We start from the raw sequence: 23,631 nt of genomic DNA, 5'->3' as shown, positions 1-23,631 counted from the left end.
CTAAAGCACCACAATATGGAAACCGCTGCCACCGTCCAAATGCTCAACCTGAAACTTCCTACCGATCCCCGGTGGGTCAACCTGGCGGAAATGGACCTGGAGGAAATCCTGACGGACCACGCCTACTGCGAGCAAAAAGCCACCACCAGTTGTATATCACTGATCCAGGGTTATCCGGATTATCCGGAGATCGTTGCGGAGGTCGCGCCGGTGGTGACCGAGGAATGGGGACACTTCCGGATGGTCCTGCATGAACTGGACAAAAGGGGGCTGAAACTCGGCCGCCAGAGAAAGGACGAGTACGTCAACGGGCTGATGAAGTGCCTGAGAAAAGGTGGCGGTCGCGAACAGTCGCTGATGGAAAAGCTACTGCTCTGTGCCCTGATCGAGGCGCGCAGCTGCGAGCGTTTTCGCTTGCTGAGTTTGTACTGCGCCGACGAAGACCTGCGGAACTTTTACCATAAATTCATGGTTGCCGAGGCGGGACACTACGTACTCTTCATCGAACTGGCCCGCAAGTACTTCGACCGGGAGGTGGTGGACAAGCGCTGGGCGGAGTTTCTGGCTTTTGAGAAGGAGCTGTTGGAGAATATGGAAGTCAGAGGCGACAGAATGCATTGATGATTCTTAATTCTTCATTCTTGATTTAGCTGCCGCAGCTACACGCTCCGGGAGCCTCCAGCCCCGTTCGCGTTCGGGCTACAAGCCCTCTACCCAAATCACATGAAAACACTCATTGAGACATTTCGGGATTTCGTTGATCGGGAACAGCTGTTCACTAAGGAGGACAAGCTGTTGCTGGCCTGCAGTGGAGGTCTTGACAGCACCGTGTTGGCCCATGTCCTGCACGCCGAAGGTTACGATTTTGCCATCGCGCACATGAACTTCCAGTTGCGGGGCGAAGCCTCCGACGGTGATGCGGCTTTTGTGGAGGAGTTGGCGCGGACGCTGGGTGCAAAGTTTTATTGCAAGGCAGTGGACGTCAGGGGCCAGGCTAAGCCCGGCGAAAGCACGCAAATGACGGCGCGGCGACTACGGTACGACTGGTTTCAAAAACTCATCAAACAAGAAGACTGCTCTTTCCTGTCAACCGCTCATCATGCTGACGACAGCCTGGAAACCATGCTGATCAACCTCATTCGCGGTACGGGGCTTGCCGGTTTGACGGGCATCCCAATAGCGGGAGTAGATATGCGCCGACCACTACTGGATTGTAGCCGTGCCGCCATTCAAGGGTATGCCCACGAGCACAACCTGGAATGGCGGGAAGATGCCAGTAATCAAACAGACGATTATTTGCGCAATCGCATCCGTCATCAGCTAACCCCTCTTCTGAAAGAATTAGGTCTGACAACCCAGGGTTGGATAAAAACATCCGGTAATTTAAGAGATGACCATCGAATTTATGGGAAGGGAATAACCAGCATGTTGAAGCAGCATTGCGACTTCTCAGGTGGATTCCGGACGATCCATCGTCATGGCTGGAGGCCACAGGAACTGGAGTCCTTTATGTATTCTCACATAAGAGCGGTTTACAACTTCACCCCCGAGCAGATCCGACAAATGCTTACCATAACCGGGCCTCGTTGCTTGTCAGGCACCTCATACATGGCTTACATTACGCCTGATAAGTTCAGGATGATCCCACTGCAAGACGCAAAATTGCCGCCCCTTAAAGCAGTTGCTGTCGTGACCCTACCCTATCCTGAACGTATCTCATTTAGTGGCCTGAACCTCAAGCTTGTACCTCGTCCTGATACGCTCGAGGAGCCCGGTCAACTCTTCCTAGCTCCCCCCACCCTCCCCCTGCACCTGCGACCCCGCCAAAAAGGAGACCGCTTTCAACCACTAGGTCTCGGCGGTAAGACCAAAAAGATCAAGGACTACATGATCGACGAAAAGATTCCCGTGTGGCTGCGCGACCGGATTTACCTGCTCGTAAACGACCAGGACGAAATCATGGCCATCCCCGGCTACTGCATCTCCGAGAAATTCAAGGTATTACCGGAACACGATACGGTGCTGCGAATTGGATGGAATTAAAGCCATTTACCCATTGGATACAGGATAAAAAGTAAGCCTTCAAAACATTTACTTCCTATTCTATCTTAACTTAGTGCCCCTTAATACACTACTGAACATTTTGGTTTGCGGTCCAAATCCAATTGGTCTTCTTTCCTGAATTGTTGCAGTTGTTGCAGTTGTTGCAGGGATGTACCGCCTGGAACCACTGCAACTAAATCATCGGGTTTACCAAAATGTCCAGTAGTGTGGCCCCTTACATAATTCAAGTGCTGAAAACTACCATGAAAATTCGTACCCACTTAACCCTATGGCTGCTTACCTGCCTACTCACCTCCACCCTTTGCGCGGAAACCTTCATCGTTACGTCCGCGCAGGAATTCAACACGGCGCATAGTCAGGCCGCTGCGGGAGACGAAATCGTCTGGCCGGATGGCGTCTACCCCGACGTAGTTATGAGGATTACCAAAAGTGACCTGACCGTTCGGGCAGAAAACCTCGGTGGCACCGTTTTCAATGGTTTCTCACGGGCGGAGATCGATGGTGATAACATCGACTTTATTGGCTTTCAGTACGTAGGTGGTAACCTCGGCACCGCCGACGTGGTGAGCATCAGAGGGAGCAATATCAAGTTCAATCAGGTCAATATCCGTGCCTATACCTGCTACAAATACCTACGGGTAAGAGAAGAGAGCCAGTACGTTGACATTTCCTACTGCAATTTCGAGAATCGTCTGAATGTCGCAGACCAAAACATCCTCTCCATTCTCGTTGACAACAATCAGCCGGGCTACCACAAAATTCGCCACTGTTCGTTCAAAAATTTCCCCGGTGGCGGCAACGATGAAGGGGTGGAACCGATTCGCATCGGCGTCAGTTCCCAGGCTGATTTCATCAGTCGCACCTTAGTCGAATACTGTTACTTCACAAAGTGCGACGGCGACGGCGAGATAATCTCCAGCAAAGCCACCCAGAACGTTTACCGTTTCAATACTTTCGAAAACAATACGAAGGCCGAGTTGGTACTTCGCCACGGCTCCCAGGCCATTGTGTACGGTAACTTTTTCCTCAACGGCAAAGGCGGTGTCCGCGTCCGGGAAGGGCAGAACCACTACATCTACAACAACTACTTTAACCGACTTGAGGACCGAGCTATTTTCCTGCAAAACGAGAGATCCGACCCGCTGGACAACATCAATATTGCGTTTAATACCATTGTTGATTGCGACGAGGTGCTCCTCGGGGGAGGTAGTGGCAGTTTTCCCCCCACCAACGTAACTTTGGCCAACAATATCATCACCGCGCCCAACGAGGAGCTCTTCGAAAGTGCCACCGGCAACGAAACCTGGATCGGCAACATCGGCTTCGGCACGCTGGGCATCAACCTTCCGGCCAGCGGCCTCACGCTCCTCGACCCTCAACTGGAAGAAAATGCAGCCGGCTATTTCGGTCTTGCTATTGGAAGCCCGGCCATAAATGCGGCCTTACCCGGCTATGCAGAATTGCCCCAGTTCCCCGGCATGGACACTATCGATACCGACATCCTGTTTGACCTGATGGGCCAGGCCCGCCCCGCCATGGTAACGGAGAAAGACCTGGGAGCCAACGAGTTTCCTCACAACATCGAAATCCGCCCCATAGCTACTGAAGAAAATACCGGACCAGATTACAACACCACTACCGCAACGCGGGTAAGTAATCAGCCGGTGGTCATTAAGGACGCAATTCGACTATTTCCCAATCCTGTCGACAAAGTACTTACCCTGACCATTGACGAAGGTGCCGGTGATGACATCACCGTTGACCTACTCGATTTCACTGGTAGAAAGCTCAACACCTTACATCAGTCTCAAAGCACCTTGAGCGAAGTAGTCCTCCAACATTCAGTTGACAGCCTGCCAGCTGGCCTCTATACTGTTCGAGCCACTGGGCAGAAGGCAGCCGCTCGCTGGATTCAGACGATACAGTTTGTGAAAAGGTGACACTGCCCTAGTGGCCCTTTTCGTGGGCTAAGGTGTTCAGAATGTTGCCTTTTTAGCTCACCCCTTTCTAGCCTTTAAAATGCTCCAGGCTAATGGTTGGAGCTATTTCTACGTGACCTCCCGTCTCACCTCCCTGCCGGGGGCTTTCTTTTGAGGGCCAAAAGAAACAAAAGCCTTTGGCTGTGTCCCCGGCTAATCGCGAAGGGTCATCCGAATAGACTAAAATGCAAAAACTCGCCCCTTAGCCTCTTGCTCCGCGCTTCAAATTTTCGGTTATAGCGGCCTTTCGGAAAAGTCAACACTTAGTGGCGGCTCATACAGTTTGCATTTTTTAACGCCTTTTCGGATGGCGCTTCACGGCCGGGGCCAAGGCCGAAGCTGGCGGTTGCAGGGAACGTCTCACATTTCAGGTAAAATTACCAAGCTGGAGGGCAAAATAAAATTTAGTAAAAGCGTCAAAGCCCTGATTTTCAAGCATAAAAAACCTAGCTTCGATTTCCTCACAAGGTGCTAATCTTGCCGAAAAGCCCAGTAATGTTAAGTGGAATCCCAAGTGTTAACTTACGAAGGACGGCCTTGGCGGTGGCCGGTTAACGGAGGCGCAAAAGCCGTTAAAAAAGAAAAACTGTTTGAGCGCCAAGAGTTGGAGCTTTGGCTTCAGATTTTGGTAACCGAGAAGTTTAGAAGCATGGCATCAGGTTCCGGCGCGAGTTTTTTTCTTTTAGGCTTTTGGGGCTTCGTTAACCGATCAGCCACCGGCGCAGCCAAAGAGTTTTGCTACTTTTGCTCTTCAAAAGTAGGCCGCCGGCAGGCTGGTATGACGGGAGGACATGTAAGATGTAGAAGGTCTTTCAAACGCCAAAAAGGGGTGAACAAGATCTCCTACATTCTGAACACCCTACCCCCACGGGCTAGGCGCTCTACATATCTGGAGCCCGTTGCCCCCCCTCCCCGGCCGTGTGCTTCGCAGCTGCCGGGGAAGGGGTTTAAATACGAGCGATATTTGTGTAGGGAGCAGCCCCCGTAGAGAGGGATTGGGAGGCGGATTCCCGTCCCTTAAGCCTCCAAATAAGTAAACCACCGCAAGATACCCGCCACACTCATCCCCGGAGGGTTTGCCGCGCGGTATGCACCGATGACCTCATCCGTCACGCCGTTCGACCTCAAATCAGCTTCAACAAATTCTGTAAACCCGGCGGTCATTTCCTCTTCTGACTGCCCGGATTTACGTGCTTGTCCAACCCAACTGACATAGCTGTCTAGCCGATCAGACAACTGACTCAGGTGATCACTCTGCGCATCTACGGGGCCATAGTGGGTCAGGTAAAACTTTTCTGCGCGCAGGCTACGTAGTCGCTGGATGGAATCTTTCCATTGAGTCAAATTGATGTCTGGCGGTGGCAGGGGCGGAACTACGGGTCCTCCTTTGATCTTCACGCCACCAACATCACCAGTAAATACGATGTTGCCCAACTGCCAGGCTACGTGATGGCTTGCATGTCCCGGGGTATGGTGCGCGACCCAGGTGTTACCACCGAAGGTAAGACGGCTACGATCGGTTACCGCCGCAATATCATACTCATCGATCTTCTCCATTTTGCCCCACAGCCGTTCCATATTATCATCACCATAGATCCGGGCAGCAGAAGCATAAAGCCGGGTAGGATCAATCATGTGCTTCAAGCCCTTAGGATGTACGTATACCTGCGTGCCGTGTTGTGCCCACCACCAGGCGGCCCCGGCGTGGTCGAAGTGAATATGGCTGAGCAGCAAAGTGTGTACGTCGCCCGGGTTAATACCCACTTCCTTCAGTCCTCTGATCAGGTTATCGTTGGTAGCGAAAGGCCCACATTCTACCAGCGTAACCCCCGCCTCATCTTCAACGGCAAAAGCGGCAATGGCGGCGGGTTCTCCCAGGAACTTCAAATCGATGGTATGGATAGTCGGCATAGTTGAATTTTAGTTAAGTTGTACAGGCAATACAACGTTGCGGGACCGCCTGTTCAATTGAGCAAACGTCGTTCGTTTCATTTGGTTAAGGTTGAACGAACAATACTCCGTATATTTCATGTTTGAAATGAGAACCCCATAATTACAGCCATTTTGCTCCTACTACGAATCGTCGCTTACATTTTAGGAGGTTTTGGCATCATCGGTACCCTGATGCCCTTTCTCCCATATGATGATTTCTGGATCAGAGGCTTCGATTACCCCCGCCAACAACTGATTTTCGTATTGGGACTAGCTGCTGCCCTATGGTTATTCACGAATACTGAATGGGACAGATACGATTACCTTATTGCTGCTACCCTCCTCCTGGCCACCTGCTACCAAACGTATCGAATTGCACCATATACACCATTGTGGAAAAAGCAATCCGCACAAGCGCGGCAACCCATAACTGACAATTCTAAACTCAGCTTAATGGTTTGTAATGTCCTGCAGACTAATCAGGAACATGACCGGGTTATTGACCTGGCCCTTGAGGTTTCTCCAGACCTGCTCCTGACGGTAGAAACTAATAAAGTTTGGGAAAAAGCACTCCATGCGGCGCTGAAGGAGGAATACCCACACCGTGTAAATGTTCCCCTTGAAAACCTGTACGGCATGCACCTATTCAGCAGGATACCGTTACAAAACCCAAGCATCAAATACCGGATCAAAGATGACATTCCGAGCATCGATGCCACCATCACTCTTGGGAACGGAGAAGAGATTGATCTTTATTTTCTACATCCAATGCCCCCAAGCCCTACGGAAGATTACGCCAGTACAGGAAGGGATGCCGAGCTGGCATTGGTTGGTATGGAAGTGAAGGAAAAGGGGCGTAATGCCATTGTTGCCGGAGACATGAACGATGTGGCCTGGTCCCATTCTTCCAGGTTGTTTCAACGACTTAGCGGCTTAATGGATCCGCGCCGCGGACGAGGCTTGTACGCTACCTACCATGCAGACTACAGACTGGCCCGCTGGCCGCTGGATCATATTTTCCATTCCTCGGACCTCGCCCTGGTAGAACTCAAACGGCTCCGGCATATAGGCTCAGACCACTTCCCGGTAGTCATCACTTTCAACTATGAACATAATGCCTCACCTGGTCAGGAAAAAGAGCGCAAAGAGGGCGACGTAGAAGAAGCCAAGGAAGTGATAAAGAACGGCAAGACAGGCAAAAAAGACGTTTTAATTGAGCAAGAGGAATAATTCGCAAATTGATGTAAAAAAATCCGTTCGTAACTAGTAAAGGAACGCGCATTACGCGTACCTTTGACAAACTATCACCACAATAGGACTAAAAACCGGATAATGAATAACGTAGTTTCCCAGCGCTTCATCAAATGCCACAACAAGCTACGCGAGGAAAAACGTGTTCGTTCAAGTCGTCAATTCGCCCTTTCCCTTAGTTATTTGCCTCAGTCTTTGTCCGAAATTCTGAAAGGACGACGTGATGTAACTATAGAGTTATTGCGTAAGGCTATCGACAAGTATAAAATGAATCCGGTTTACATTATGACCGGCGATGGACCGATGTTCATGACCGAAGAGACCAACCAGAGTTTCAGGGTCCTCACCACCATACAAACGCCGAACGAAGACGAGTTGATCGTTCACGTTCCACTACCTGCACAGGCCGTTTATTCAGCTGAATTAGGTGATCCTTCCTTTGTGCAGGACCTACCCACCTACAGCCTGCCAGACTACAAGTATAAAGTCGGTACCCACCGGAGTTTCGACGTCCCTGGAGACAGCATGGAGCCAACGCTTTTTGAAGGGGATAAAGTTGTCTGTTCCTTTCTGGAACCAACGCTGTGGGCTTCGGGTATTAAGGATAACTACGCTTACATCATCGTAACCCGTAGTGACGTAGTGGTACGAAGAGTGAAGAACCTCATTGAGGAAAGCAAAGAATTAGAACTCATCGCTGATAACAATTTTTATGAGTCCTATCGGGTCTCTCTGGCTGATCTTCGGGAGATTTGGTACGTCCGGGCGCGTATTACACCGTTCCTGCCATCGCCGCAGAACATTCAGCGGTATGTACATGATGAGATGTTAGGTCTCAAAGACACCATTGCCAACCAGGGCAAGATGATCAATCGGTTGTCAGCGGCCATTGATCGGCTGGGAAGTAAATAGGAGCTAGTTCCTAGTTTCTAATAAGGCGCGGCCGCAGGTGCAATGAAGGGAAAAGAAGCCAACTCCCCTACCCCGTTATTTCATACCTCAACCAATCAAATCCGTCTTCGTAGAAATCTTCCTCGGGGCAACGTTGAAAACCAAGTTTTTCCAGCGCACGTTGACTACCGATATTGCTTTTTGCTGCATTGCCAATGATTCGTTTAAGGCTGGCTTCTCCGAAGCCATATTCCAACCAAGCTTTTCCGGATTCCGAGGCATAGCCATTCCCCCAATATTTACGATGAAATCTAAATCCAAGATCCACCGTACCGTCTTCAAGTTTTTTTAAACCACACCAGCCCAACCAGGCACCATCTGATTTTCTAATTACGGCCTGGCGCGCGAAAAGAGATTCCTTCCTTTGTGCCTGGTAACGCTTCAGGAAAATTCCGGCCTGATTAACGTTTGTGTATACCTCGTCCTTGGGCAGGTGCTGCATCACTTCTGAGTCGGCATTCAGCCGATAAATCTGGACATCGTCTTCTAAAAGAAAGGGACGAATGATTAGCCTTGGAGTAAAGAGTAAAGGGTGATGCACAGAATAATAAAGTTTCGCTTCAGCTGGTCCACAAAAATAAATAGATGACTACCCCCGAGACAGGGATAGTCATCAAAATACCTACTTCAAAACTTTAGATCTGACTTTGATTAAAGGGTGGCAATTATAGCGACCCCAAATCAAACCACATCAACAAAGTCTAAAATTTTCGGTAAAGATCAAAGTCTCATTACACGAGTGGTAGGGCCTGTCCTACCAACGGTTGAGTCTCCGCTACTTCTGCTTTTTCTTAAGCAGTAATCACCTCGTACTCCCAGGTAATCACTATCCCTCCAGCTTTCAGCATCAAGCTAACGGAGCACATCTTCTCCATGCTCAACCGACAGGCGCGTTCCGCCTTTTTATCATCAATATTTCCCACCAGGGTATAGGCAACATGGATGCCCGTAAAAAGGCGTGGCTCTTCCTCCCGTCGGGTTCCAGTGACGGAAATACGAATATCTTGCAGGTCCTGGCGCTGCTTCTGCAGCAGCATGATCACGTCAATGCTCGAACAACTTCCTACGGCTGACAGCACCAATTGCATGGGCCGCATTCCGGCGTTCTTTCCACCAATTGCGGTGCTGCCGTCTGTTTCAATGGTGAGTCCGTCCTCATTGGTGGCCTGGATGTGGAAAGCGTCGTCCAGGCGGTGCAGATTGATGGTCATAATTCAATGTTCTGGGGGTCAAAAAAATAAGTCAGGAATCAGGCGTAAGTATTAAGCAGTCAGCGTTAAGCAGTCATATTCAAGGTAAAATTTTCTTGAATATCCATGCTAATGTCTACCGGCCGTCACGACGGCTGAGTGGTTGTCAAGCGTGAGGAATCGCTCGTCCTCCGAGCGATTCCTGTAGTCTTCTTTAATTCCAAACCCTGAACACCCTAAGACCCGGGTCTCAGGTTAGTTACAAACCTGACTATAAGTCGAATGCGTCGGCAACCGGTGGGTAAACGATGGTACCTTTAACGATGTTGAGGCCTCTTGCCAAACCGGGGTTGGCGTCAGTTGCTGCTTCCCACCCCAGCTCAGCGATTTTAAGGAGGTAGGGAAAGGTCGCATTTGTAAGTGCCAATGTTGAGGTATAAGGGACCGCACCTGGCATATTGGCTACACAGTAATGGAGCACACCGTCAACCACGTAAGTAGGGTCAGCGTGCGTCGTGGGCTTGCAGGTTTCGATGCAACCACCCTGGTCGACGGCAACGTCGACAACAACTGAACCATCCCGCATTTCAGAAAGCATATCCCTTGTAATTAGGTGGGGAGCCTTAGCACCTGGGATCAAGACGGCACCAACAACCAGATCTACTGTGGAAAGTTCCTTCCGAATGTTGTACTCGGAGCTGTAAACGGTCCGGACGTTGGCCGGAAGCACATCCGCCAGATAGCGGAGGCGATCAAGGTTAATGTCCATTAGGATAACCTGAGCGCCCAGGCCTGCCGCCATCTTAGCCGCCTGAATACCGACAACACCGCCACCGAGGATAACCACTTTAGCAGGCTTCACTCCGGGAACACCTCCCAGTAGAATACCGATACCGCCTTTTGGTTTTTCCAAATAATTGGCCCCCTGTTGGACCGCCATCCGCCCTGCTACCTCGCTCATCGGGATAAGGAGTGGAAGGCTGTGGTTTGGTCCCTCCACCGTTTCGTAAGCAAGGCAAATGGACTTACTTTTGATCATGGCTTCAGTGAGTGGCCTGGAGCTGGCAAAATGGAAATATGTGAAGAGAAGCTGTCCTTCACGCACCAAGCCGTATTCACTCGCGATCGGTTCCTTCACCTTCACGATGGTTTCCGATTTAGCGTATACGTCTTCGATGGTCGGTAGAATCTCAGCACCAGCTTCTACGTAATCTTCATCGCTGTAACCACTACCCAAACCGGCAGTATGCTGAATATAAACGGTGTGTCCGCGACGGGTAAGCTCCATGACTCCACCAGGGGTCAGCGCTACACGGTTTTCGTTGTTTTTAATTTCTTTAGGACATCCAATGATCATGGCATGGTGTTGGTTGCGAAATACGGTTTATCATATTTGAGTTTGTGGTGACCGTATTTCAGTGGTTAGAAGAAAGTATTCAGGAGTCAGTATTCAGGAGTCAGTATTCGGTATTCGGGGTTCAGGACTCAAGGTTCCGGAATTGGTTCCTAAGTAAATGAAGTTTTACTCTTAGCATTACGATTTAGGATACTACGTACTAAATTATTTGTAGCTGAATGCTGAAAACTAAACCCTGAATCTCTGCCCCTAATTTCCGGCTACGATGGCCAATTTACCGAAGCCATTGGATTCGATCCGGGAAATGTTGCGAATGCCATAGAAGCGTAAGTCTACGACCTCCCGCCACTGTGGGTTGCGGATGGGGTCGTACCGGTATATTTTTGAACCACCGGCCATTAAATAGGATCCATCACGTAAGACAGCAAAATCTTCGCTGCCGCTGATGCAAGAAGTGATCACACGAGGCGCTTCGGTCAGGCGGTAGAGGTTTTGTTCAACCAGGGTCCAACTTGGCGTATCCTTGCTGACGTAGGCCAGGTTACCGTTGGGCAACCGCTTAAAGCATCGTCCTACGTTGTTAGCAAGGGTTCTCGGGCGATCTGCGTCTGCTGAAGCGATTGCAAGTGTATTGGGGTTACCCACCAGGAATAACGCCAATTGGGCACTATTGAGCCATTCGTAATAACCGATGCCGTTGATGTATTTGAATACCGGGCGTCCGTTATCCTGCAGGTTCGTGGGAAATTCCCAAAGGCGCAGGACAGTGTCCCGGCCAAGGTACTCCTGACGAATGGCACTAAATTTTCGTCCATCCCCCATTCCCTTAGGGCTGTACTCTCCTGCCAGGGTGCGCGTCATCCGCGTTTGGGTGCGGGTATTGAGGTCGAAGCTAAACACATCGGGCTGTTGCATTTCCGGGCGTTGCACGGAGAGTAAAAGGACGTTGCGATCAAGCCAATAGGGCTGGTTATTGTATCCGCCCTGATTGAAAGCAGTGACGTATTTAGGCTCGGTGAAGGTGACGACACTATCGGCCGTAGCGATGTCAAAAACATAAACCTGAGTACTGGGCAACTGAGCATGCATGCCCGCCAGGTAAAACAGGCAAAGGACAAAGCTGAAGATATGACGCATAAATGGGGTGTTGTTGGCTGGCGGCAAAGATATGTTTCCGCAGGGCAATGCGCTGAAAAAGTTGCAAGTTGTTACAACAGGCTGTTCCAATCAGCACCCACCAGGTCATCAAAGTCGACCATTTTTCCAGCAAAAATCAACTCTCCAATGGCCGCTACATCTTTATCACGCTTCACGCCAAGTACTGCCTGAACGTGCTCACCTTTAGTGTAAAACGCCAAAAAAGGGCCTTCCCCGGGCGTGCCGTCGTAAACTATTTTATCATAGTCGGTTCCATGGCCAATGTAGCGAAGGTTAACGCCCTGTTGATTGGTCCAGAAAAAGGGAATCATGGTGTAGGCTTCCCGGTTCCCTGCCATATTTCTTCCAGCTACCCGCCCCTGCTGTGCGGCTACTTTCCAATGCTCGATCCGGGCCGCACCCTCACGATCCGGGTAGCGGGCGATGTCTCCCGCAGCATAAACTTTTGCCATGCCAGCCTCCAGGTGATTATTTACGCTGATTCCGCCATCCTTATCCGCAGCCAACCCTACTAAATAGCTTGTTTCCGGCTCGACGCCAATTCCCACCAGTACCACTTCAGCGTCAAGTGTACGGCCATCGTCTAGTTCCACGGCAGTGATGTTTTGCTCACCGTGTAACTCTTTTATCCTCCGCCCCAGTTCAAATTTTACGCCCTCGTTTTCGTGTAATTGTTGAATATAACGCCCTACTTCCTCCCCAAACACCTTCACAAACAGGGTAGTTTCTGGTGATACAACGGTAATACTCCCTCCCTGCTTACCCAAACTCATGGCTGCTTCCAGGCCAATGAAACCAGCACCAATGATGACCACATTGGATCCTTTAGTCACTTTTTCACGTACCGCTTCCGCATCCTGGGCCCGGCGCATCAGGAAGACTCCGCCCAGGCTATTTCCAGGCACATCCAAATGGCGTGGCGTGCCACCACTAGCCAGGAGTACTTTACCATAGGTCAGGAATTGCCCTCCCAGAATGCTGATGGTGTTTTGCTCAACGTTTACTTCTGAAACTATAGAATTGGTACGCAAATCCACTCCGTGCTCAGTATAAAAATCAGCGGGCCGCAACGGGAGGTCGTCCACCTCCTTATTTCCGTCCAGCAAGGCCTTACTTACGTGAGTCCGGTCGTAAGGTGGCAGCGACTCCCGGGTTAGCAGAACAATGCTGCCGGTTTCGTCCGTTTCACGAATTCCTTCAACGGCATTAGCCGCAGCAATACCGCCGCCCACAATAGCGTAATCATAGTGCGTATTTTCTTTGGGCGCGGACGCAGGTGCAAAGGAAAGTTTAGAAGCAGGGGAAGGATCATCGGATACCCATATCTCCCCATTCTTAACCTCAGTGGTGAACGTCAACAGACCGTCGAGCCCGGGGGCTTCGAGCTGGCGTCCGTCCCGCACATCAAAACAAGCATGGTGGAAAGGACACCTCAAGCGATGCCCGGACAAGGCCGCGTCCTTGAGTGGAAGGCCGAAGTGACTACATTTGGATTCAACTGCGTAGACCACGCCGTCAACGTTGGTTAGCAAGACCTTATAACTTCCGTGGTCGACCTGGTGGCTGTGGCCGCTAGGAAGTAAAGACAATTTAAGAACAGGTTGCATACTCGGCTTTCTTTTGGGTTATGACCCTGAAAGTCGTAGCGTACTGAAATTGTTCAGCGGTAGTGCATCCTTCTGCCCTGAGGACGGTTCTATTTTAACCAACCGCTAGTTTTCCCATCGCGTTTTGCAACTCATCCACATCGTCACACCCAATGAAGTACTTGCGACCGTTCTTGGTCGTAAGTGAAAGACCACTGCGGCCCGACAGGCTAAAACGTGACTCTGCGCCATACGTGAGGTTGGCTCCGTGCCACTGCGCGATTTTCGGTGTCTTCACAATTGTGCATTTTTTCACCTCCTTCCACTTAATCTTTTCGGATACTTCGTTGAACGGAGTAGACATCGTGTACTTAATGCTCTTATTGCTGACACTTACCTTTAACCGCAAGCTGATCAGCCAATACATCCAGCCGCCCATTGCCAAGGCCAGGGAGAAATAAACTAAAGCATTGAGGTAAGGCTCACCAGAAACAAACAAAGCGTTCAGGGTGCCAAATAATGAAGCGGCTACCCCCAGGCCAAGCATACCCAAGACGACCTTATCGGTAAAACGCTGGCTTTCTTTATGTAATTTAGTTGCCATAGGGCGATAAGTTTTTTAGCAACGAATTGCCAAGTCATTTAAAAGAAGAACACAAATATAGAAACTTTACATTGAGTTAACATTGAATTTACTATAAGTTAACGTATTTTTATTAAAATAGGTTGCCCAAAACTGGCGTCTGCAACGCCAATTCAGTGAGCATAAGACCAATTGTCGCACTAACCGGTAGCACTGGAGTGCTTACGCCCGACCAGTCCGACAATTTGGCTTACGCCCAATCCAGTAGTAATAGGAGAATTGCTTTTCCTTGAAACTGAGGCAGCCGAAGGCTATTGTACCTTAACTAGGGTCGCTCCCTCCAACGGGCCCATTTCCCCCAGTGCAGTAACCGGATGTCCGTTCTCGGCACAAACCGCCGCGAACTCGCTGGCATGTTCCGGAGCCACCGCGCACAGCAGCCCTCCACTGGTTTGGGGATCCGCCAGCAGCCATTTCTGGCGGTCGGAAGACAGTGATACATGGTGCCCGTAACTGGCCCAGTTTCGTTTGGTTCCGCCTGGTATACAGCCTTCGGCCAGGTAATGGTCCAGAATATCGACATCGATTAACGGTACATCAGTCAGACGAACGGTAGCGGTGGTATCGCTTGCCCGGCACATTTCAGTAAGGTGACCAAGGAGGCCAAAGCCGGTAACGTCGGTCATTGCGTGGACGTAGCTTAGCGTACCCAACGTTGCACCAATTTTGTTTAATCGCACCATTTGGTCTGCGGCCAGGTGGCTGTGCGCTGGCAACAGTTTTTTCTTTTTCTGAGCCGTGCTGAGAATACCTACGCCAATTGGTTTGGTTAGAAATAGCTGGTCTCCTACCCTGGCACCACCGTTCTTTTTTAAATTTTTGATAGCTACCCGGCCGTTGACCGCCAGCCCGAAAATTGGTTCGGGGCTATCGATGCTATGACCGCCAGCCAGTGGAATTCCGGCATCTGCGCAGGCCTGTCGTCCTCCCTCAACCACTAAACCGGCGACTTCGGGCGGCAGCTGGCCGATCGGCCAGCCGAGGATGGCAATCGCCATCATGGGCGTTCCGCCCATGGCGTAAACATCGCTGATGGCGTTGGTCGCCGCAATTCGCCCGAAGGTCAGCGGGTCATCAACGATGGGCATGAAAAAGTCGGTAGTGGAAATGACCGCCGTCCCGTCTCCCAGATCGTAAACGGCCGCATCATCGCGCTCGTCGTTGCCCACCAGCAAATTGGGAAAATGTGGGCCTTTAGCCGTTTGGGCCAGGATGGTGTCAAGCACAGCGGGAGCAATTTTACAGCCACATCCGGCGCCGTGGGAGTATTCGGTTAATTTGATATCTTTCATTGGACTATTGGACTATTGGTCTGTTGGTTCTATTGGTCTACTAACGCGAATCAAGAGCTAATGTGAGTCTCTCTACTTTACAACTAGCTTAGGATTCAGCTAATAATTGAGTGATAGAATAATTGAAGGAGAGAATAGGCTACCGCAATAACCACTCACTTCGCTACGGTTCGTTCGCCATGATGAGCAAGCGTAGCGCAGTGAACGGTACTTGCGGTAGCTATTCACTCCTTCTCTCATTCAATTATTTGCTTGTCGTCGCGACTGTTTCAATAGACCAGTACTCATTTTAGCTATTGATTCGCGTTATTAGTTTATTGGCTGGCAAAGGTACGTTTTACCATTATCGTGCGGTGACGGCTATTTGACACCCCTTCCTTGCACCTGCGTTCGCGCCACATTACCTTCGCCGCTATGCAAAATATTGTTGTCATCGGAGCTGGAAACCTGGCCTGGCACCTGGTCGTGGTGCTTCAACAAGCCGGCTACGCCGTTACCATGGTGAGCCGGAAGCCGGAAACTGTGGCAGACTGGCCGGTACGGGTAATGTCTCTGAATGAGCTGACCGAGGCTCCGGACCTCATCTTTCTTGCCGTTCCTGACGATGCCATTGAAATGGTCTCCACCAATCTGTCTTATACCTTTCCTGACCGTATTCCCATTGTTCACACTAGTGGTACCACGCCAGTGACGCAGATTGACCCTTACTTCCGCCAGCGAGGGGTGCTTTGGCCCATTCGTTCGCTGCGCCAGGGCGAAACCGTAGGCGACTGGCGGGAAATTCCGCTTGCCTATTACGGTTCAGATGAGGCGCTGACGCAGGTGCTGGGGGAGTTGAGTAGCAAGCTTAGTGACCTTAGTTTTACCATGAACGACAAACAGCGCGCCCGGGTCCATCTCGCGGCAGTATTCAGTAACAACTTCGTAAACTGGCTGCACCAAATAAGCTACGAGCTGGTGACGGAAGTAGGTATTCCTTTCGAAACCTTGCTCCCCATCATCCGTGATACAGCGCTAAAACAAAGTGGTATGGCCCCGAAGGAAAGTCAGTCGGGCCCTGCAGCCAGAGGCGACGTGGCCACCGTGGCCCGGCACCTGGAGATGCTGACGGCCCACCCGGATAAAGCATTGATTTATCGGGAGATCAGTCGCCTGATCAAAGAGGGGGTAATTGACCAGGCAGGCTAGTGGATATTAGATAAATACCTCAAAATAAGTGTTGGTTGATTTTAGCCTTAAATTATGACCCACTCGCCCTAAACGTAAAAAGGTGCTTTAATTTTTGGCAGCGAACCTTATGTTACAATGTATTAGTGGATCAGTTAAAGAAGTCCTTCACCACCCCAATAAGCAAAATTCACCCTGGAGCCAACAAAGACACAACCACCGTGTTGTCTGCAACAATGTCTATGCTTATACCTCAACGGTTATTCTTATCAGCCTTCTTTCTCCCCTGTATCCTAACCGCGCAAACGGAAAGCTGGACCGGCGTCTCCTTCGAGCATGAAGTGAGTAAAAAGTGGGCCTACGTAATTGAAACGGAGCACCGCAGATCGCTCACGGATTCCCCGGACGGTACTTTTTTGTTTCTACTGGCCGGTAACCGGCCGCTGGCCAATAACCTGAGTATTACTGCAGGCACGAGATTTGAACCGGCCGCAAATGGTGATGCCGGAACCCTGAGGGTTTTTTCTGACCTTAACTACAAGCTTCCGCTTGGCGATAGTCCGTTCACCCTGGAAAGTCGGCTACGGTACCAGCAAGACCGGCCTCCGGGAGAAGACGGTAGCCTCCGAAGGGTTTCACTACGTCCGCGTATTGGCCTGGCGGCTGAAATAAGTGATCGGGTTGGCGTCGTTGGCGAATACGAAGGTCGCTTTCGTTTTGACCAGCGGGATGAATGGAGCCGGGTACGGTACACGGTAGGACTGGAATACAAAGCAACGGACCACCTTAAGCTCGAAATATTCTGGCGGCAGGAGGACCGGATCAATCAGGCAACTCCTCGGTCCACTACAATTTTCGGCCTGTATGGCGACTATACTTTACCCGACAGCCGAACCCGAAAGTGGAAGTATCGTCGTCCGTTCGGGCGATCGGTGACCTGGTAACCTAAATACAATAAGTAAACCTTAACAGCCCGGATGCATCCTAAAGCTGGAAGCCATCGTTCCTTTGAACGTAACAAATAAGATCAACCATGCGTATTCGCTACTCCGTACTCTTTCTTTTTGCGGCCCTGCTTTTTGCCGCTCCCGCCCAGGCCCAGTTCGGCAAGTTGCTCAAGCAAGCCTCCGATAAAGCCGATGCGGTGCTTAGTGGAAAGAATCCACTGTCAGAAGAAGAAATTGGCAATGGTTTGAAGGAAGCCCTCAACCAGGGTGTTGACAAAGCCGTCACGTCATTGTCGGCCGTAGATGGCTACTACGCCAGCCCCTACAAGATTTTCCTGCCGGAGGAGGCACAAACCATTATTCAGAAGGTTAGTGCGCTACCGGGATTTGGTAACGTTGAGCAAGACCTGACGGAACGGATCAATAAAGCAGCTGAGCTGGCCGCCACAAAAGCTGGCCCCATCTTTGTCGATGCCATAAAGGGTCTCACCATCAAGGATGCGATGAATCTTCTGCTTGGGGAACAGGATGCGGCCACGCGCTACCTCCAAAGCAGTACTTCAACGCCACTTGCCGCGGAGTTTCAACCCATCATCCGGGCCAGTCTTGATGAAGTAAACGCTAACGAGTACTGGAATAAAGTGGTCACCGCTTACAATAAGATACCCTTCGTCAAAAAAACTAACCCTGAATTAGATGCTTTTGTAACTGACCGGGCATTAGAAGGATTATTTGGTTTAGTGGAAGTAAAAGAAAGCGAATTGCGCCAAAACCCCGCTTTACGAAATACTGATCTGTTAAAGCGTGTGTTTGCCCGGCAGGACAAAGGGGACAAACGTTAATAAATCATAGGAGAACAGATTAGTAGCCAAGACTTAACATTAAGTTAACATTGGCTAATGGAAAGAGATGGACCTTTGCGCCGAATTAAGGGTGCTCGTGCTTCGTGCACCAAGGTTTAATCAACTAATCCAAATTTCTCCTACATGAGGATCTTTACTCAGATTATTTTCACAGTGCTTGTGATCTTAAGCGTCTCCCTTGGTCTGGATGCGCAAATCACCAACAGTAGCATCACCGGTCGAATTACCGACTCTAACGGTGGTGAATTGCCAGGTGCAACAGTTCTTGCTGTTCACACTCCCTCCGGCTCTACCTATGGAACCGTAGCCAACGAAAACGGCTATTACACCATACAGGGTATGCGGGTTGGCGGACCTTACACCATCACAGCCACTTTCATTGGTTTTGATGAAAACATTCGGGAAGGTGTAAACCTCAACCTTGGTGGTCAGGCTAAGATCAACTTCATACTGTCCGACGGATCCGTTGTTCTTGAAGAGCTGGTCGTTACCGCTTCTAAAAACGCCGAGTTCGCCGACGAAAAGACCGGTGCATCCGTCAACGTAACCTCCGAGCAAATTGAAGGTCTTCCGACCATCAACCGGAGCATTAATGACTACACGCGTCTGACGCCTCAGTCAAATGGTACATCTTTCGCTGGTACCAGCTCACGTTTCAACAACTACACCGTTGATGGAAACATCTACAACAACAACTTCGGTCTGGGTAGTGGTCAATTTGCCGGTGGCAACCCCATTTCCATCGACGCCATCGAAGCGGTGAGTGTAAACCTTGCCCCTTACGATGTACGCTACTCTGGTTTTACTGGTGCTGCCGTAAACGCCGTGACCAAGTCAGGTACTAACGAATTCAAAGGGTCTGCTTACTACCTGCTTCGCAATGATCAGATGCAGGGAACCAGAGCTGGTGAGCTTTCAGTAGACGCTGGCGACTCCAAGAACGAAATTCTTGGTTTCACCATTGGTGGTCCACTTATCAAGAACAAACTCTTCTTCTTCGGTTCTTACGAAAAAGAAACAGAGGCTGTTCCTTCTTTCCTCAAGCGTGCTGCACGTGAAGGTGAGACGCCTGATGGCCTGATCATTTCCCGTGTACCGCTTTCTGAAGCCAACTTCGTTCGCGAGCAAATTCAGAACATCTATGGCTACGACACTGGTGCCCCCGATAGCTACCAGTTTGCCTCTGAGCAGGAGCGGATCAACTTCCGTCTCGATTTCAACATCAGCCAGAAGCATAAGCTTACCGCCCGTTTCAACGACTACACTTCGTTCTCCGATGTGCCTACAAACGGAAACTCTGTACGTTTCATCAACACCCGTTTCCGGAACACTTCACGCCAGGGTATTGAGAACATCAACTTCCGGAACAACAACTACACCAACGATCGTCGTGTAACCAGCTACGTTGCGGAACTGAACTCTATCTTCTCCGACAACATCTCCAACCAGTTCAACATTGGCTACACCAGAGTTGCCGATCCAAAGCGTGGTATTCCCGGAGACCAGGCTTTCCCAATGATCGAAGTACTTGAGCCAGATGCTTCCGGTACGCCACTTTACTACATGACGCTTGGTAACGAGCTGTTCACGGTTGGTAACAAATTGGAAAACAACGTTCTGAACATTACCAACAACGTTACCCTGTACAAAGACGCACACACCATCACTGCTGGCGTAAACTTCGAGTACATGACCTTCGTGAATGCCTTCAACCCGGTATTCAACGGTTTCTACCGTTACGCTACTTACAACGATTTCGTTGAGGGTGTCATCAACCAGAACCCCAATGTTTACCCCATCGCTTACGCTCGTAGCTTCGCACTCGACGGCACCAACAACCTGCCTGAGGACGAAACGAACTTCGGTCAGCTGGGTCTTTACATTCAGGATGAGTACCAGTTCAACGATCGCCTTAAGCTGACCGCCGGTCTTCGTGTGGATATGCCGTTCTACCCGATCGACATTCCTAACAACCCGCTGCTGGACGCACTCAACAAAGAATTCCAGAACGCAGAGGGCGACAACTTCACCCCTGATGTGGCACAGTTTCCTACGGTAAACCCACTGTTCTCTCCCCGCGTAGGTTTCAACTACGACCTTAACGGTGACCGCAGCACGGTAATTCGTGGTGGAACGGGTATCTTCTCTGGTCGTATTCCTTTCGTTTGGTTGTCTAACCAGATTAACGGTTCCGGCGTTATTCGCGGCGGTCTTGGTTTCGAAGGCCAGGAGGTTATTGATCAAAACATCACTTTCAACCCCGACGTAACTGCTTATGCTCCGGAGAACCCAGAGATTGCATTATCTAACGAGTTGAACGTTACCGATCCGAACTTCAAGCTTCCACAGGTTTGGCGTACCAACGTTGGTGTTGACCAGCAGCTGCCATTTGGTGTTAAGGGTACCCTGGAATTCATCTACAACAAAGACGTACAAACGCCGATTGCTTTCAACCCAGTACTTCGTGCTCCGGACGAAACTTTCAGCGGTCCTGACCAACGCGGCTACTGGACAAGTGCTTACAGCAACGACGATGACTTCCGGAACGTATTCCTGCTGACCAATGCAACCCGCAAAGCTGATTACTACGCCATTACTGCTTCCCTTTCGAAGCAATTTGACAATGGTTTCTACGCTATGGCTGCTTACACGCGCTCACGGGCACGTGACCTTGATGCTGCCGGTGGTTCACAGGCTGCTTCTCTCTGGCCTTCAGTAGTACAGGAAAACCGCAACGATCCGGAATTGGGCTTTGCAGGTTTCGACGCGCCTAACCGCGTAGTGGGTAACCTCTCTTACCAAATTGGTGGTACTGCCCTTGGACTGTTCTACGATGGTGGTAACGCCTTCCGTTACTCTTACACCTACGCAGGTGACTTTGGTGACAATTCCGACCGTCTGATTTACGTACCTAACAATGCAAGCGAACTCAACTTCGAGCCAGTTACCATTAACGGAGTAGATTTCTCTGAGCAGGACCAGCGCACCCTTTTTGATGCTTACATCGATCAGGACGACTACCTCAGTGAGCAGCGTGGAAGCGTTACCGAACGTAATGGCGCTATTGCCCCCTGGGTGCACCGTTTCGATTTCCGCATCTCTCAGGACATCAAATTCACCAAGACGGAATCCAACAAGCTCCGCCTTACTGTTGATATCCTGAACATCGGTAACCTCTTCAATAGCAACTGGGGCGTAGCTCAGGTTCCTTTCCAGAGCAACCCATTGAGCTACCGTGGGGTTACTGACAACGGCGAGCCACTGTACCGCCTGAATACCATTCCTGGTACCAGTGACTTCCCAACTACTACATACCGTTACACTTCCGACGTACTCGGTAGTGCCTGGCGGATGCAGGTTGGTGTTAAGTACATCTTCTAAAGATTCCGACGCTGCTTCGGCAGTTACCTGAATAAAGAAGCCCCCGATTCCGCATTTTGTGGAATCGGGGGCTTTCTTTTTGGCCGGCGTAGTGAATTATTAAATGGAAGAATAAGAGAATGGTTACCGTAAGCACCGTTCGTATCGCTGCGCGATCTCATCCTACAGGCAAACAAGCGCAGCGTAGTGAGTGGCCACGGCGACAGCTATTCGCTTATTAACTACTTCCATTATTCTCTCCTTCTCTAATTCTCCCATTCTCTAACTCGCTAATTACCATTCCCTTTCCGTCTTGAGTTCCGGCCATTCCATGTTCCAGCTTTCCATGGTATTAAGGACGATCTCCGTCATGACATAATCCCGGTACCAGCGCTGGTCTACCGGAACAACGTGCCAGGGTATTTCACTACGATTGATGACGTCTTCGTAGGCTGCGCGGTATTTGTCCCAGTGCCGGCGTTCCACCCAGTCGCCATCATTATGCTTGTGGTGCTTTTCTGGCTCATTAACCCGCTCCATCAATTCAATTTCCTGTTGCTCACGACTGATGTGCAGGTAGAATTTAAGGATGGTGGTATTATTATCGTACATCAGCAGCTTTTCGAAAGCGTTGATGCTTTCAATCCGCCGATTTACCTTTTCTTCGTCAATCCACCCGTGAACCCGTTGAATCAAAACGTCTTCGTAGTGGCTGCGGTTAAAAATCACGATTTCTCCTTTTGCCGGAACTTCCTTGTGAATACGCCAAAGAAAATCATGGGCAAATTCTTTATCTGTAGGCTTCTTCCAGCCTACAGCGTGGACGCCAAAGGGAGAACACTGTCCGAAAACACGGCGCATTGCACCGTCCTTACCACTCCCGTCCGTTCCTTGAAACACAATTAGCAAAGAGTGCTTCCCTTCTGCCAACATCTTGGCCTGGAGTTCGGCAATTCGTTTTGCGCGGTCCCGGGAAATGTCTCTGGCGTCGTCTTTGGTCAGGCCTTCAGGTGCAGTAGTTGGGATGTTGTCGAGGTCAATTTTGGCCATAGGTAATTAGTTTAGGCCGGGAAGGTAGGGATTACGTTGCGGATATGGTAGTAGGGAAGGTGGGAGGCCTTCATCTTACTTCAATGATTCCAATGGCTGGTTCGCCAGCCACCGAAATGCTGGATTACTCAGGGCGGCGCGCTATAGGGTCAGTACTTTTTCTTAGAGATTTTGTTGTAAGTGATCTGCTTCTGAGCTTTCGACTTGAAACGTTCCACGCCGTCTTCCCTAAGTTTGACGTGCTTTGTTTTGCGGCCCTGAACCCGGGCTCGCCAGCGTTTCCAACTGTTCAGCTTAAGTTCACGCTTCATCAGCTTGATAACGTCAGCTTCCGTTAAACCAAATTGGTATTCAATGGCACTAAAGGGGGTACGGTCTTCCCAGGCCATGGCGATGATGCGGTCGGTTTCTTCGGGAGTAAGCATAGTGTTTAGGATTCAGGGGTCAGTAATCAGGATTTAGGGATCAGGGGCCAGTCTTCAGGATTCAGAGATTAGGGCTCAGCGTTTAGGATGCACCAACTTGAGTACTTCTAAATACCGGAAACAGGAAACTGTTCATTCCTATACGGTAGGAAGCTAATTACTACTCACTGAATCCTAAAGTCTGATTGCTAAACACTAAATCCTGCCCCCCTTAATTCTGACCTCTTTCCCCTGAACACTGTACACTGAATCCTAAAAGTATCGTCCGATCAACGGGTGATCAACAATGACGCGGCGAAGTTCAAGGAAATCGACTTCTGCCTAATGGCGGATGGGCAGGTAGCGGAGCATGGACTGATGATTTACTGGCTAAGATGAGTAACCTGATCATTCTTGGCGCTGGGTCCTCGCAATCG

Annotated in this window: 19 protein-coding genes; 9 read left to right on the top strand and 10 right to left on the bottom strand. The window is 50.2% G+C overall.

From position 1 onward, the window contains the following. Window positions 1-15: 15 nt before the first annotated feature. From miaE to B036_RS0103305, 3 genes are all read left to right on the top strand, one after another. Window positions 16-621, top strand: coding sequence for a tRNA-(ms[2]io[6]A)-hydroxylase (miaE, locus tag B036_RS0103315; RefSeq protein WP_020567265.1), 606 nt, complete (start codon window positions 16-18; stop codon window positions 619-621). Between the two features lie 102 nt (window positions 622-723). Then, window positions 724-2,043 carry a tRNA lysidine(34) synthetase TilS gene (tilS, locus tag B036_RS0103310; RefSeq protein WP_020567264.1) on the top strand — a complete coding sequence of 440 codons (1,320 nt, stop codon included), beginning with the start codon at window positions 724-726 and terminating at the stop codon, window positions 2,041-2,043. A 263-nt stretch (window positions 2,044-2,306) separates the two neighbouring features. Further along, complete coding sequence (locus B036_RS0103305) at window positions 2,307-4,004, top strand: chondroitinase-B domain-containing protein (protein WP_169435029.1); 1,698 nt, start codon at window positions 2,307-2,309, stop codon at window positions 4,002-4,004. 1,056 nt (window positions 4,005-5,060) lie between these two features. Here the strand turns inward: B036_RS0103305 and B036_RS0103300 are convergent. Beyond that, on the bottom strand, window positions 5,061-5,954 hold the full coding sequence (locus B036_RS0103300; RefSeq protein ID WP_020567261.1) for an MBL fold metallo-hydrolase: 894 nt from the start codon (window positions 5,952-5,954) through the stop codon (window positions 5,061-5,063). A 153-nt stretch (window positions 5,955-6,107) separates the two neighbouring features. Between B036_RS0103300 and B036_RS0103295 the strand changes: the two genes are divergently transcribed. Both B036_RS0103295 and B036_RS0103290 read left to right on the top strand, forming a co-directional pair. Next, entirely contained in the window at window positions 6,108-7,205 is a 1,098-nt protein-coding gene (locus tag B036_RS0103295; protein WP_020567260.1) for an endonuclease/exonuclease/phosphatase family protein, read from the top strand. Between the two features lie 102 nt (window positions 7,206-7,307). Further along, window positions 7,308-8,138, top strand: a complete 831-nt coding sequence (locus B036_RS0103290; RefSeq protein ID WP_026231641.1) for a LexA family transcriptional regulator — start codon at window positions 7,308-7,310, stop codon at window positions 8,136-8,138. 67 nt (window positions 8,139-8,205) lie between these two features. Here B036_RS0103290 and B036_RS0103285 read toward each other — a convergent pair whose 3' ends face one another. The 7 genes from B036_RS0103285 to selD form a co-directional block, all read right to left on the bottom strand. Further along, window positions 8,206-8,718: a GNAT family N-acetyltransferase gene (locus B036_RS0103285; RefSeq protein ID WP_026231640.1), complete on the bottom strand. Its 513-nt coding sequence runs from the start codon at window positions 8,716-8,718 to the stop codon at window positions 8,206-8,208. 250 nt (window positions 8,719-8,968) lie between these two features. Further along, the gene (locus tag B036_RS0103280; protein ID WP_020567257.1) at window positions 8,969-9,388 is read right to left on the bottom strand and encodes an OsmC family protein; all 420 of its coding nucleotides are present in this window, start codon (window positions 9,386-9,388) and stop codon (window positions 8,969-8,971) included. A gap of 250 nt (window positions 9,389-9,638) precedes the next feature. Beyond that, complete coding sequence (gene ald / locus B036_RS0103275; protein WP_020567256.1) at window positions 9,639-10,724, bottom strand: alanine dehydrogenase; 1,086 nt, start codon at window positions 10,722-10,724, stop codon at window positions 9,639-9,641. 249 nt (window positions 10,725-10,973) lie between these two features. Further along, on the bottom strand, window positions 10,974-11,861 hold the full coding sequence (locus tag B036_RS0103270; RefSeq protein WP_020567255.1) for a hypothetical protein: 888 nt from the start codon (window positions 11,859-11,861) through the stop codon (window positions 10,974-10,976). 71 nt (window positions 11,862-11,932) lie between these two features. Next, on the bottom strand, window positions 11,933-13,489 hold the full coding sequence (locus B036_RS0103265) for an FAD-dependent oxidoreductase (RefSeq protein ID WP_020567254.1): 1,557 nt from the start codon (window positions 13,487-13,489) through the stop codon (window positions 11,933-11,935). Between the two features lie 94 nt (window positions 13,490-13,583). Continuing rightward, window positions 13,584-14,072, bottom strand: coding sequence for a hypothetical protein (locus B036_RS0103260; RefSeq protein WP_020567253.1), 489 nt, complete (start codon window positions 14,070-14,072; stop codon window positions 13,584-13,586). A 290-nt stretch (window positions 14,073-14,362) separates the two neighbouring features. Continuing rightward, window positions 14,363-15,403 carry a selenide, water dikinase SelD gene (gene selD / locus B036_RS0103255; protein ID WP_020567252.1) on the bottom strand — a complete coding sequence of 347 codons (1,041 nt, stop codon included), beginning with the start codon at window positions 15,401-15,403 and terminating at the stop codon, window positions 14,363-14,365. Between the two features lie 414 nt (window positions 15,404-15,817). Between selD and B036_RS0103250 the strand changes: the two genes are divergently transcribed. The 4 genes from B036_RS0103250 to B036_RS0103235 all read left to right on the top strand — a co-directional run bounded on the left by B036_RS0103250 (window position 15,818) and on the right by B036_RS0103235 (window position 21,761). Continuing rightward, window positions 15,818-16,591: a Rossmann-like and DUF2520 domain-containing protein gene (locus B036_RS0103250; RefSeq protein ID WP_020567251.1), complete on the top strand. Its 774-nt coding sequence runs from the start codon at window positions 15,818-15,820 to the stop codon at window positions 16,589-16,591. 221 nt (window positions 16,592-16,812) lie between these two features. After that, the gene (locus B036_RS0103245; protein WP_020567250.1) at window positions 16,813-17,514 is read left to right on the top strand and encodes a DUF2490 domain-containing protein; all 702 of its coding nucleotides are present in this window, start codon (window positions 16,813-16,815) and stop codon (window positions 17,512-17,514) included. A gap of 89 nt (window positions 17,515-17,603) precedes the next feature. Further along, window positions 17,604-18,359 (top strand): DUF4197 domain-containing protein, encoded by a 756-nt coding sequence (locus B036_RS0103240; RefSeq protein WP_020567249.1) that lies wholly within the window; start codon window positions 17,604-17,606, stop codon window positions 18,357-18,359. 144 nt (window positions 18,360-18,503) lie between these two features. Further along, the gene (locus B036_RS0103235) at window positions 18,504-21,761 is read left to right on the top strand and encodes a TonB-dependent receptor (protein ID WP_020567248.1); all 3,258 of its coding nucleotides are present in this window, start codon (window positions 18,504-18,506) and stop codon (window positions 21,759-21,761) included. Between the two features lie 273 nt (window positions 21,762-22,034). Here B036_RS0103235 and B036_RS0103230 read toward each other — a convergent pair whose 3' ends face one another. Both B036_RS0103230 and B036_RS0103225 read right to left on the bottom strand, forming a co-directional pair. Next, complete coding sequence (locus tag B036_RS0103230; protein WP_020567247.1) at window positions 22,035-22,790, bottom strand: PPK2 family polyphosphate kinase; 756 nt, start codon at window positions 22,788-22,790, stop codon at window positions 22,035-22,037. Between the two features lie 149 nt (window positions 22,791-22,939). Further along, complete coding sequence (locus B036_RS0103225) at window positions 22,940-23,215, bottom strand: TIGR03643 family protein (protein WP_020567246.1); 276 nt, start codon at window positions 23,213-23,215, stop codon at window positions 22,940-22,942. Window positions 23,216-23,631: the final 416 nt, after the last annotated feature.

Source organism: Neolewinella persica DSM 23188, from assembly GCF_000373105.1.
Taxonomy (GTDB): domain Bacteria; phylum Bacteroidota; class Bacteroidia; order Chitinophagales; family Saprospiraceae; genus Neolewinella; species Neolewinella persica.
This window is presented reverse-complemented; position numbering and strand designations above follow the sequence as displayed.

Coding starts and splice junctions, on each gene's coding strand:
- miaE (WP_020567265.1), top strand. CDS start 16: ATGGAAACCGCTGCCACCGTCCAAATGCTCAACCTGAAACTTCCTACC.
- tilS (WP_020567264.1), top strand. CDS start 724: ATGAAAACACTCATTGAGACATTTCGGGATTTCGTTGATCGGGAACAG.
- B036_RS0103305 (WP_169435029.1), top strand. CDS start 2,307: ATGAAAATTCGTACCCACTTAACCCTATGGCTGCTTACCTGCCTACTC.
- B036_RS0103300 (WP_020567261.1), bottom strand. CDS start 5,954: ATGCCGACTATCCATACCATCGATTTGAAGTTCCTGGGAGAACCCGCC.
- B036_RS0103290 (WP_026231641.1), top strand. CDS start 7,308: ATGAATAACGTAGTTTCCCAGCGCTTCATCAAATGCCACAACAAGCTA.
- B036_RS0103280 (WP_020567257.1), bottom strand. CDS start 9,388: ATGACCATCAATCTGCACCGCCTGGACGACGCTTTCCACATCCAGGCC.
- ald (WP_020567256.1), bottom strand. CDS start 10,724: ATGATCATTGGATGTCCTAAAGAAATTAAAAACAACGAAAACCGTGTA.
- B036_RS0103270 (WP_020567255.1), bottom strand. CDS start 11,861: ATGCGTCATATCTTCAGCTTTGTCCTTTGCCTGTTTTACCTGGCGGGC.
- B036_RS0103265 (WP_020567254.1), bottom strand. CDS start 13,489: ATGCAACCTGTTCTTAAATTGTCTTTACTTCCTAGCGGCCACAGCCAC.
- B036_RS0103260 (WP_020567253.1), bottom strand. CDS start 14,072: ATGGCAACTAAATTACATAAAGAAAGCCAGCGTTTTACCGATAAGGTC.
- selD (WP_020567252.1), bottom strand. CDS start 15,403: ATGAAAGATATCAAATTAACCGAATACTCCCACGGCGCCGGATGTGGC.
- B036_RS0103250 (WP_020567251.1), top strand. CDS start 15,818: ATGCAAAATATTGTTGTCATCGGAGCTGGAAACCTGGCCTGGCACCTG.
- B036_RS0103245 (WP_020567250.1), top strand. CDS start 16,813: ATGCTTATACCTCAACGGTTATTCTTATCAGCCTTCTTTCTCCCCTGT.
- B036_RS0103240 (WP_020567249.1), top strand. CDS start 17,604: ATGCGTATTCGCTACTCCGTACTCTTTCTTTTTGCGGCCCTGCTTTTT.
- B036_RS0103235 (WP_020567248.1), top strand. CDS start 18,504: ATGAGGATCTTTACTCAGATTATTTTCACAGTGCTTGTGATCTTAAGC.
- B036_RS0103230 (WP_020567247.1), bottom strand. CDS start 22,790: ATGGCCAAAATTGACCTCGACAACATCCCAACTACTGCACCTGAAGGC.
- B036_RS0103225 (WP_020567246.1), bottom strand. CDS start 23,215: ATGCTTACTCCCGAAGAAACCGACCGCATCATCGCCATGGCCTGGGAA.